The organism is Shigella sp. FC1967 (assembly GCF_001743005.1).
Lineage (GTDB): Bacteria > Pseudomonadota > Gammaproteobacteria > Enterobacterales > Enterobacteriaceae > Proteus.
The window spans coordinates 26908-37561 of the sequence record NZ_MIIZ01000832.1 but is presented as its reverse complement, the minus strand read 5'-3'; the positions used below and the strand labels follow the sequence as shown (position 1 = coordinate 37561).

Below are 10654 nucleotides of genomic sequence, written 5' to 3'. Positions count from 1 at the left end.
CGGGATTAATGAATATAAAATATTGCTGTGTGTAGTCTTTGCCTGTCAGCCCATGATAGGCTTTTTTTTTTACCTATTATTTTATAATTGTATAAAAAAAGCTCACATTATATTGTGAGCTTTTATTCATATCTATGATATTAATTCTATTGTGCTAACTTTACCCAAGTTTTAATTACAGTATCTGGATTTAAAGATAAACTATCAATTCCCTCTTCCATTAACCATTGTGCGAAATCTTCATGATCAGAAGGTCCTTGACCACAAATACCCACATATTTTCCATTACGTTTTGCGGCTTGGATTGCCATTGATAATAATGCTTTCACTGCATCATTGCGTTCATCAAACAGTGCAGAGACCACACCTGAATCTCGGTCAAGACCTAATGTTAATTGGGTCATGTCATTAGAGCCAATAGAGAAACCATCAAAATGCTCTAAGAATTTATCCGCCAATAAGGCATTAGATGGAATTTCACACATCATAATGACTTTTAAGTCGTTCTCACCTCGTTTCAAACCGTTTGCGGCTAATTCATCAATCACCTCTTCAGCTTGGCGTACAGTACGAACAAATGGGATCATGACTTCAACATTCTTTAAACCCATATCATTACGAACACGTTTTATCGCTTCACATTCAAGCGAGAAGCAGCGACGGAAATCGTCAGAAACATAACGACCTGCACCACGGAATCCTAACATTGGGTTCTCTTCATCTGGTTCATAACGATCCCCCCCCACTAAGTTAGCGTATTCGTTAGATTTAAAGTCAGATAAACGAACAATAACGCGTTTAGGCCAGAATGCCGCGGCTAATGTAGCAATCCCTTCCGTTAATTTACTGATGTAATACTCAACTGGAGATTCATAGCCAGCCATCATTTCATTGATTTCGGCTTTTAATGCTTCAGTTTGGTCGTCATACTCTAATAATGCGCGAGGATGCACACCAATCATACGGTTAATAATAAATTCTAAACGCGCAAGACCAACACCTTCATTTGGTAGACCAGCAAAATCGAATGCACGATCCGGATTGCCGACGTTCATCATGATTTTGAGCCCTAATTCAGGCATATTATCGATTGCGGAGCTCTGAATAGAAAAATCCAGTTTGCCATCGTAAACAAATCCTGTATCACCTTCAGCACAAGAAACGGTTACCACTTGTCCTTCCGTAATACATTCTGTTGCATCACCACAACCCACAACCGCTGGAATACCTAATTCACGGGCAATAATTGCAGCGTGACATGTTCTTCCGCCACGATTAGTCACAATCGCAGAGGCTTTTTTCATGATAGGCTCCCAATCTGGGTCTGTCATGTCAGTGACCAACACATCGCCCGCTTCAATTCTATCCATCTCACTTAAGTTATGAATAACTTTCACGGTACCCGTACCAATACGATGACCAATAGCACGACCTTCAATAATAACAGAGCCACTTTCATTTAATTGATAGCGCTCCATAACTTGTTGGTTAGAACGAACTGTTTCTGGGCGTGCTTGAACAATGTATAAACGACCATTATGTCCATCTTTAGCCCATTCGATATCCATTGGTCGACCATAGTGACGTTCAATCAACACAGCTTGTTTAGCCAGCTCTTGAACTTCATGATCAGTCAGGGAAAAACGATTGCGCAGTGATTCAGGCGTATCTTCGATACGGACTTGTTTACCATGTTCAACACTGTCTGCGTAAACCATTTGGATCTTTTTAGAACCAAGATTACGGCGAACAATAGAAGGTAAACCTTTTGCTAAAGTTGGCTTGTGTACATAGAACTCATCTGGGTTAACTGCCCCCTGCACAACCATTTCACCTAAACCATAAGCTGATGTAATAAAGACAACTTGATCAAAGCCTGATTCAGTATCGATGGTAAACATCACACCTGAAGAAGCGAGATCAGAACGCACCATACGTTGAACACCCGCAGATAATGCAACACCACGGTGATCATAACCTTGGTGAACACGATAAGAGATTGCACGATCGTTAAATAACGAGGCAAATACGTGTTTAATTGCTACGAGTATGGCATCAATACCTTGAACGTTTAAAAACGTTTCTTGTTGACCGGCAAAAGAAGCATCAGGCATATCTTCTGCTGTCGCAGATGAACGAACGGCAAATGACGCTTCAGATTCACCCTCACTTAATGTGAGATAAGCATCGCGAATATCTTTTTCAAACTGAGGCGTAAAAGGTGTATCAATTACCCACTGACGAATTTGATTACCAGCTTGAGCCAGCTGATGAACATCATCAACATCAACGCTATCAAGTAATTCATAAATACGCTGGTTGATACCGCTCTGTTCCAGAAAATCATTAAACGCTTGCGCTGTGGTAGCAAACCCATTAGGAACAGAAACACCCAGTTCTGCTAGGTTTGTGATCATTTCACCGAGGGAAGCATTTTTCCCACCAACACGATCAACGTCATTCATACCTAATTGGTTATACCAAAGCACATTGCACGGGGTGAGGCTATTGCTGGACATTGAGAACAATCCTTTTTTTAAACAATTATGAGAGAGAGAGAAAAAAAAGAAAAACCCGCTGTCAAAACGACAACGTAAATAAGCGTATCACAATGTGATGCTGAATATAGAAAGGTGAATCGATCAACCAGAAAACTTTTATTTTTTTTATCCTTTATAATCACTAAAAATGCTTTAGATAATATTGTTTGATTTGCTAATTCAGCTAAAAAAAAAGGTGAGCATTATGATATTAAGCTTGAATTCTATTAACTGTGATAATAATGAACCTATTGATAGAACAGTCTTTTTTTATCTCAGATGGTACAGCAATTTACGGCTGAAGTATTAGGCCATGCGGTACTTTCTCAATTTCCATTAAAAATGAAAAGTTATACATTACCTTTTGTTTCGACGGTGGAAAGAGCTGAAGAAATAAAACAGAAAATTGCTGAAATTTATAAAAAGAGCGGCACTAAACCCCTTGTTTTTTATTCTATAATCAGCCCTGAAGTTAAACAGATAATAAATAGCAGTGAAGGTTTTTGCCAAGATATTGTGCAATCTCTTGTCATACCACTTGAAAAAGAAATGGGGATCCAAGCATCACCAAAATTAAATAAAACCCATGGATTAACGGAAAAGAATCTTAGTAAATACGATGCGCGTATTGCCGCCATCGAATACACCCTTTCTCATGATGATGGCATATCATTACGTAATCTCGACCAAGCGCAAGTGATCTTGATTGGTGTTTCTCGCTGCGGGAAAACCCCTACTAGCCTTTATTTAGCAATGCAATTTGGTATTCAAGCTGCCAACTATCCATTTACGGCGGATGATATGGACTTTTTAAAACTCCCCGCAGAACTAAAAGAATATCAGCATAAATTATTTGGCTTAACTATTGCACCAGAACGTCTTGCTGCTATTCGGGGTGAACGTCGCGAAAATAGCCGTTATGCATCGATTCGCCAATGCAGAATTGAATTGTCTGAAGTCGAAGCACTTTTTAGAAAAAACAATATCCCTTATCTCAACACCACAAATTATTCTGTTGAAGAAATTTCAACCAAGGTAATTGATTCTATGGGATTAGCGAGAAGAATGTTTTAACGCTTTCTGGCGACTTTTTATTTGTTTTTCTCTGTGAACGCTGTTGAAATTAGCTGAATTTCGTTTATTGTGATCTTAATCACTGGGTAGACTTACCCTGTATATTTATTGAGATGAATTATGTTAAAGACCGACGAACTACGGACTAAGGCGCTAGACAGTCTGGTAACACCAGAAACCTTAGCAAAAGAGTTCCCCATTTCTGATGAGATAACCCAAAACATCACATCAGCACGTAAACGAATTGAAGCGATCCTTATTGGTGAAGACAAGCGACTGCTCGTCATTGTCGGACCTTGTTCTATTCATGATCCTAAAGCTGCCAAAGAGTACGCTGCTAAGCTTAATCAGCTGAAAGAACGCTATCATAACCGATTAGAAATCGTCATGAGAACCTACTTTGAAAAGCCACGTACAGTGATTGGCTGGAAAGGTTTAATCTCTGATCCTTACCTTGATAACTCTTGCAATGTCAATGAAGGTATTCGCCTTGCAAGAAAACTATTAATTGAAATAAATGCATTAGGTTTACCCACTGCAACTGAATTTCTCGATATGGTCACTGGCCAATATATTGCAGATTTAATTAGTTGGGGTGCCATTGGTGCTAGAACAACAGAAAGCCAAGTTCACCGTGAAATGGCTTCTGCACTCTCTTGCCCTGTGGGCTTTAAAAATGGCACCGATGGTAATACCCGTATTGCAATTGATGCTATTCGCGCCTCTCGAGTAGGTCATACTTTCTTATCGCCTGATAAAAATGGTCATATGACGATTTATCAAACCAGTGGTAATCCTTATGGTCATATTATTCTGCGTGGCGGTAAAAAACCAAATTATCACGCAAGCGATATCGCTGATGCAGTTGATGCACTAAAACAAGTGGATTTACCAGAGCATCTTATTATCGATTTTAGCCATGGTAACTGTGAAAAAATCCATCGTCGTCAATTAGAAGTAGCCAGAAATGTTGGTCAACAAATTAAAGATGGTTCACAAGCGATTGTTGGCGTGATGGCTGAAAGCTTTTTACAAGAAGGCTCACAAAAAGTCATTCAAGATAAACCCTTGGTTTACGGTCAATCAATTACGGATCCATGCTTAAGTTGGAATGATACGGAACACCTTCTCGAACTACTTGCTCAAGCCGTTGAAAATCGATTTAAATAACCATTATGCTTGAGGGGATACTTTCTATCCCCTTTTTTATTTTGCTTCTACTCTATTTTGATAAAATTATAGTCTTGCCTTTATTCCACTGTGCTAATTCTCATCGTATCACGCCCTGTTATTCACAATATGACTTAAATTTACTGGTTTAACGTTAAAAAAAGCTTGTCTAAACATTTTTGTTAACGATAATGATTATCATAATGATAACGCTTATTACTCTTAAGTGTATTATGAATAAAAAAGCTAATAATTTGGATAGTTCTTTAACTAAACAAAATTCTCATTTTTTAATAATTCAATCAATTAATAGTATTGAGTTATTAGGTAAAGATGGTGTGGTTTACATTCAACATAACGGAGAGTTGTATCAACTACGCCAAACAAAATCAGGAAAATTAATCCTGACTAAATAATCTTTTTTAACAATAACTTGCAAGCCACCTACCCCTTCAGCTAGGCAGCCAGCTAAATAACTCCATATACAAGGACTTTTTATGGACATTTATGGTATGTGTATGCTGAAAAAACATTTCAAATATTCAGGTATAGCAACAGCACTTTGTCTGCTGTATTCCCCTATTGCCTCTGCACATCTTGAAAATACAGGAACGGACTCTCTTACTGTTATTGGCTATAACGACGATCGAACCTCAGATTTTCGCTCTGTTATTGATGCTTCTTCAGCTAAAACACAAACCGCATCCACTGCGGGAGAAATGTTAAAAGATGTTGCTGGTGTGACATTATCAGGAACGGGTATCACAAATGGCGCGAATATTCTGATGCGAGGATACGATCAAAAAGGCGTCAAGATTTTAGTCGATGGTATCGAGCAACCTTTAGAAACTACTATCAACAATTTAGGTGGTATTTTTCTCGACCCTTCATTAGTTAAACGTATTGATATAAAACAAGGCTCATCCCCCGTATTACACGGTCATGGTGCAATGGGCGGCGTTGTTTCATTTCAAACACTTGATCCTCATAGTTTATTAAAAATAGATGAAAAACTCAGCGCCAAATTATTTACCTCACTTTCCTCCGCAGATAAGCATTTCACTTATGGCGGTGTGATTGCAGGACGACACGATATAGCTGAAGGTTTATTTGCTTACAGCCAACGTCAACGAGGCCCTATTCGCCTTGCTAATGGTGATAAACTCGAAAATCACGAACATGTTAATAACTTTTTTGCTAAAGCTTATCTCTATCCAACTGAAAACCAGACTCTTATTTTTTCAGCTCGACATTATGAAAATAAAGGCACTCAGCGAGAAGTGTTACATCGTATGGGCGGATTTGGAAAAAATAAAAGTAACCAAGTAGAACGTAAATCTGAACAGAAAAATTATTCGATTACTTATCATTATGAGCCTGAAACACACAATTGGATTAATCTAACCAGTCATTTGTATTATTCACAATTCAATATTAATCAAACATTTTTGACTGATACCTCTCTTTCTGATTATCAACGCAGAAAAAATCAACAAGGGAAAATAGGTAAAAATGAAGATCGGACACAATTAACTTATGGATTAAAAATTGAGAACCTCTCTCAATTTTCCTATTCAGATAAATTAAACCAAAAAATGACTTTGGGTTCAGAATTTTATCAACAAAAAATGGTTTCTAACCAAGCAGCTAAAAACTTCCCTCTCGCCAAAATGCTTTATGCTGCGGGCTGGGTAGAAAGTCAGTTCTCGACACCACATTTACCTTTAGCATTAACAACCGGTTTACGTTATCACTATTATAAAAATAAACCTCAGAGCGAGTTAAGTGTGCTTTTAGAGGATTTTAAACAACATAAACCCGATTTTCATCAAGCAAGTGACAGCAATATTAGTAAAAATATTGCACTAACCTTTACACCAACACAATGGTTACAACTCTATACCTCATATTCAACCAATATGAGGGTACCCACGCTAAATGAAATGTTTAACGACTCACTTCATTTTGAAATACCTGCTATTTTGGGTCGTACAGCAAAAGGATTTTGGATCCCAAATCCTAATCTTAGTCCTGAAAAAAACCGCACTTGGGAATATGGTGGAAAACTGACTTTTTCACACTTATTAACAGCTAATGATGAATTTTCTCTGAATGCCGCTTATTTTGATACAAAAGCCATAGATTATATTACCTATGATATTTGGGATGCTCGTGTACTAACGAAAAAGCTTCATCTACAAGCGATTAATATTCCTCAAGCACTTATCGACGGTGTTGATCTTGGTCTACGCTATTCACATCCATTAATATCTATTGGATTAGGCTATAATCGCACTAAAACCCTTGAATTAACCACACATGAAACCATTTCGCCAGTTCGTCCTGAAATACTCACAACCTTTATTCAACTGCCTATTGCTAAAACGTCCTTCTCATTAGGATGGTCGGGCAAATTTGCCAGTGCAACAGAAAATAAAGGCACACACAAAGGGCGCGCACCTCACGTAAAAGGCAAAACAACAAATCGAATGCAAGAGCTGATTACTCAATATCCAGGCTATGGCATTCATGATTTCTCAATCAGTTATCAATCTCAAAATAATAAAGATGTTCAAGCCGCATTGGTACTCACTAATGCCTTTAATCGAGAGTACTTCTCGGCATTAGGTGTGCCACAAGAAGGCAGAAATATCAAAATGTCCGTCAGTTATCGCTGGTAGATGAGGAGCAATGATTTATATCACAAAGGGCTGTTTAACAGCCCATTAAATAACGGAGATCCATCCGCATGTCTCAGCCATCTATATTGATTAAATTTAGTTTGCTTGCTGTTGCTATCTCTTCTGCTTGTGTATCTGCACAAGAGAAAACACAAACTAATGAAGGAAGAAACTCTGAGGTGCTTACTGTTTATGCGACAGGTAATGAACGCGATAGTTTTACATTACCCGTAATGTCAACGGTTATCAAAAATAATAATGCGTGGTCAGAAACCGCAGGAAGTGCTTCTGAATTACTTCGTCATGTACCTGGGATTTCTATTTCAGGTGCGGGCCGTACTAATGGTGAAACCATCAGTATGCGTGGATACAGTAAAAATGGCATACTGACACTTGTAGATGGTGTACGCCAAGGAACAGATACGGGGCATATCGATAGTATTTTTGTTGATCCTCTACTTATAAAACAAGTTGAGGTTATTCGTGGTCCATCTGCACTTTTATATGGTAGTGGCGCTCTTGGCGGTGTTATCGCTTATGACACTGTTGATGCAAGCGATCTACTTCCAAAAAACAAACAAGGTGGCGTGCGTATTACTGGTCTTGGCAATACTGCTCAACATAGCCAAGGTTTGGGTGTTACAGCTTTTGGTAGACACGATAATCTTGATGGGCTCGTTGCATTATCAGCTCGCGATAAAGGTGATATCCGTTATGGTGGCGGTTATCGCGCTCAAAATGATGAAACCATTATTAACCTCCTTTCTAAAGGGCGTTGGCTAATTGATGATAGCAACACATTAAGTGGACAATTCCGCTATTACCATAACAATACAAATCAACCTAAAAATCCTCAAATTCCCTCGAATCCTACACTTGCTAATGTAGAAACGGATCGCACCACGACACAAAAAGATGTTCAGTTAACCTATCAATTTGATCCTTCAGATTTACAATGGATTAATTTGAAAACACAGGCTTATTACAGTGAAGTTGATATCAATGCCAAAACCGAACAAAAAGGATTTGAAGGTCGAGAACAAAAAACCTATGGCGTAAAACTCGAAAACCGCTCACAAATCGGTACATACAACTTTGCATCACATGGATTGACTTATGGTGGTGAGGTTTATAAACAAAAACAATCACCGAGCCAACATGCCGAAAGCTTCCCACAAGCCGATATTCGATTTATGTCAGGTTGGGTGCAAGATGAAATCACTTTACGTGATTTACCTGTCTCCTTAATTTTAGGAACCCGTTTTGACAAATATAAAAGTCAAAACGATCGTTATGATGACATTACTGCGGATAAATGGTCATCAAAAGGGGCAATGAGTATCACACCGACTGACTGGTCAATGCTTTATACTTCTTATTCACAGGCATTTAGAGCGCCAACTTTAGGTGAGATGTATAACGACGCGAAACATTTTGATGCTCCTTTCCCTGGCGCGCCAACAAACTATTGGCGTCCAAACCCCAATTTAAAGCCCGAAACCAATTCAACTACTGAATATGGGTTCGGTTTTCAATTCGACGATTTATTATCTAATAATGATAATCTGAAAATTAAAGCTGCCCATTTTAATACTCGTGCAAAAGATTATATTGATGCCGATGTCTCTATTTTTCAGGGATATACACAATCAACAAATATTTCAAGAGCAACTATTTGGGGGTGGGATGTTTCTATGAGTTACCAATCGAAATTCTTTAATTGGGATTTAGCCTACAACCACACCAAAGGGAAAGATAATGCGACTAACGCCTCAATTACTTCAATTGAGCCAGATACATTAACCAATCGCTTTGATGTGCCTGTACCCAATACCGATTTTTCTGTCGGTTGGATTAGTCAATTTACCAAAAAAACGGATTTTACCAAACACGACCGTTTTAATCGCCCAACCCATCGCCAACAAGCAGGTTATGGCGTTAATGATTTTTACCTTCGTTATGAAGGTAATGCTGCATTAAAAGGGTTAACAACTTCATTTGTACTGAGTAACGCATTTGATAAAACTTATTATTCTTCTGCCGGCATTCCTCAAGAAGGTCGAAATGCAAAAGTACTGGTAAGTTATCAGTGGTAATTAACAATAAAATCAACGAACTATCTAATAGGAGTTTCTGTGAATAAATCTCTTTATGAGAGCTACCTGCAAGCTAAAGCGGATAAAAAAGCATCATATGCGCGTGATCTTGCTGCTTACTTAAATATCAGTGAAGCTGAACTCACGCACGCACGCGTAGAACACGATGCAATGCGTTTACGCAATGAGGTACAAGAATTATTAAAAGCATTAAGTAAAGTCGGTGAAGTCAAAGCTATTACTCGCAATGATATTGCTGTTCATGAACACCTTGGTGAATACACAAATGCACGTTTTAGCGATCACGCAGGTTTAATCTTAAATCCCCGAGCAATGGATTTACGCTTTTTCTTCGCTTATTGGTCAAGCATTTTTGCCCTTGCCGAAGAGACATCAAAAGGGATCCGTTATAGTATTCAATTCTTTGATATGCATGGTGATGCATTACATAAAATCTATGCGACAGATAACACAAATATGGATGAATGGAATGCACTTATTCAATCATTCTTATTGGAAGAAAATCCTGCTCTTGATATCACGCCTGTTGAACCATACTCAAATACGCCAGTTAGTCATGAATTAGCGGAACAACTTGAACAACAATGGCGTTCAATGACTGACGTTCACCAATTCTTCAAACTACTAAAAGAAAATAACTTAAGTCGTCAACAAGCATTTAAAGCGGTTCCTGACGATCTCGCCTATCAAGTCGATAACAGCGCACTGAAAACTTTATTAGAACTCGCTAAAGAAGCACAAAACGAGATCATGATCTTCGTCGGTAGCCGTGGTTGTGTACAAATTTTTACAGGACAAATTGATCGCCTAGTTCCTCATCAATTTGAAAATAGCGAACAAGTTTGGATCAATATTTTCAATCCTGCTTTTACTCTTCATTTAATTGAAAGTGAAATCGCAGAAAGTTGGGTGACACGTAAACCAACTCAAGATGGTTTTGTTACCAGCCTTGAAATCTTTGATAACAAGGGACAACAAATTGCTCAACTCTATGGACAACGCACTGAAGGTACTGCAGAGCAACAACAGTGGCGTGAACAAGTGAATACCCTCACTAAAATCGCCTAATCGG

The 10654-nt window shown here is 38.4% G+C and carries 6 protein-coding genes and 1 pseudogene; 6 read left to right on the top strand and 1 reads right to left on the bottom strand.

The window, feature by feature from the left end; translation table 11 throughout:
- Positions 1–146 precede the first annotated feature (146 nt).
- Complete coding sequence (gene ppsA / locus BHE89_RS14160; RefSeq protein ID WP_128860560.1) at positions 147–2519, bottom strand: phosphoenolpyruvate synthase; 2373 nt, start codon at positions 2517–2519, stop codon at positions 147–149.
- A gap of 263 nt (positions 2520–2782) precedes the next feature.
- Between ppsA and ppsR the strand changes: the two are divergent.
- The 6 genes and pseudogenes from ppsR (at position 2783) to BHE89_RS14130 (ending at position 10650) form a co-directional block, all read left to right on the top strand.
- Positions 2783–3614 (top strand): annotated as a pseudogene (gene ppsR, locus BHE89_RS14155) (posphoenolpyruvate synthetase regulatory kinase/phosphorylase PpsR).
- A 120-nt stretch (positions 3615–3734) separates the two neighbouring features.
- Positions 3735–4784, top strand: a complete 1050-nt coding sequence (locus tag BHE89_RS14150) for a 3-deoxy-7-phosphoheptulonate synthase (protein ID WP_069369326.1) — start codon at positions 3735–3737, stop codon at positions 4782–4784.
- A 191-nt stretch (positions 4785–4975) separates the two neighbouring features.
- The gene (gene hemP / locus BHE89_RS14145) at positions 4976–5200 is read left to right on the top strand and encodes a hemin uptake protein HemP (RefSeq protein WP_128860559.1); all 225 of its coding nucleotides are present in this window, start codon (positions 4976–4978) and stop codon (positions 5198–5200) included.
- An 81-nt stretch (positions 5201–5281) separates the two neighbouring features.
- A complete protein-coding gene (locus BHE89_RS14140) occupies positions 5282–7465 on the top strand; it encodes a TonB-dependent receptor domain-containing protein (RefSeq protein ID WP_069369328.1) in 2184 nt (727 codons plus the stop codon).
- 68 nt (positions 7466–7533) lie between these two features.
- Positions 7534–9561 (top strand): TonB-dependent hemoglobin/transferrin/lactoferrin family receptor, encoded by a 2028-nt coding sequence (locus BHE89_RS14135; protein ID WP_069369329.1) that lies wholly within the window; start codon positions 7534–7536, stop codon positions 9559–9561.
- A 39-nt stretch (positions 9562–9600) separates the two neighbouring features.
- The gene (locus BHE89_RS14130; protein WP_069369330.1) at positions 9601–10650 is read left to right on the top strand and encodes a hemin-degrading factor; all 1050 of its coding nucleotides are present in this window, start codon (positions 9601–9603) and stop codon (positions 10648–10650) included.
- The last annotated feature ends 4 nt before the right edge of the window (positions 10651–10654 follow it).

Excerpts from the sequence above, each read along its gene's own strand:
- ppsA (WP_128860560.1), bottom strand. The coding sequence starts at position 2,519 with ATGTCCAGCAATAGCCTCACCCCGTGCAATGTGCTTTGGTATAACCAA.
- BHE89_RS14150 (WP_069369326.1), top strand. The coding sequence starts at position 3,735 with ATGTTAAAGACCGACGAACTACGGACTAAGGCGCTAGACAGTCTGGTA.
- hemP (WP_128860559.1), top strand. The coding sequence starts at position 4,976 with ATGATTATCATAATGATAACGCTTATTACTCTTAAGTGTATTATGAAT.
- BHE89_RS14140 (WP_069369328.1), top strand. The coding sequence starts at position 5,282 with ATGGACATTTATGGTATGTGTATGCTGAAAAAACATTTCAAATATTCA.
- BHE89_RS14135 (WP_069369329.1), top strand. The coding sequence starts at position 7,534 with ATGTCTCAGCCATCTATATTGATTAAATTTAGTTTGCTTGCTGTTGCT.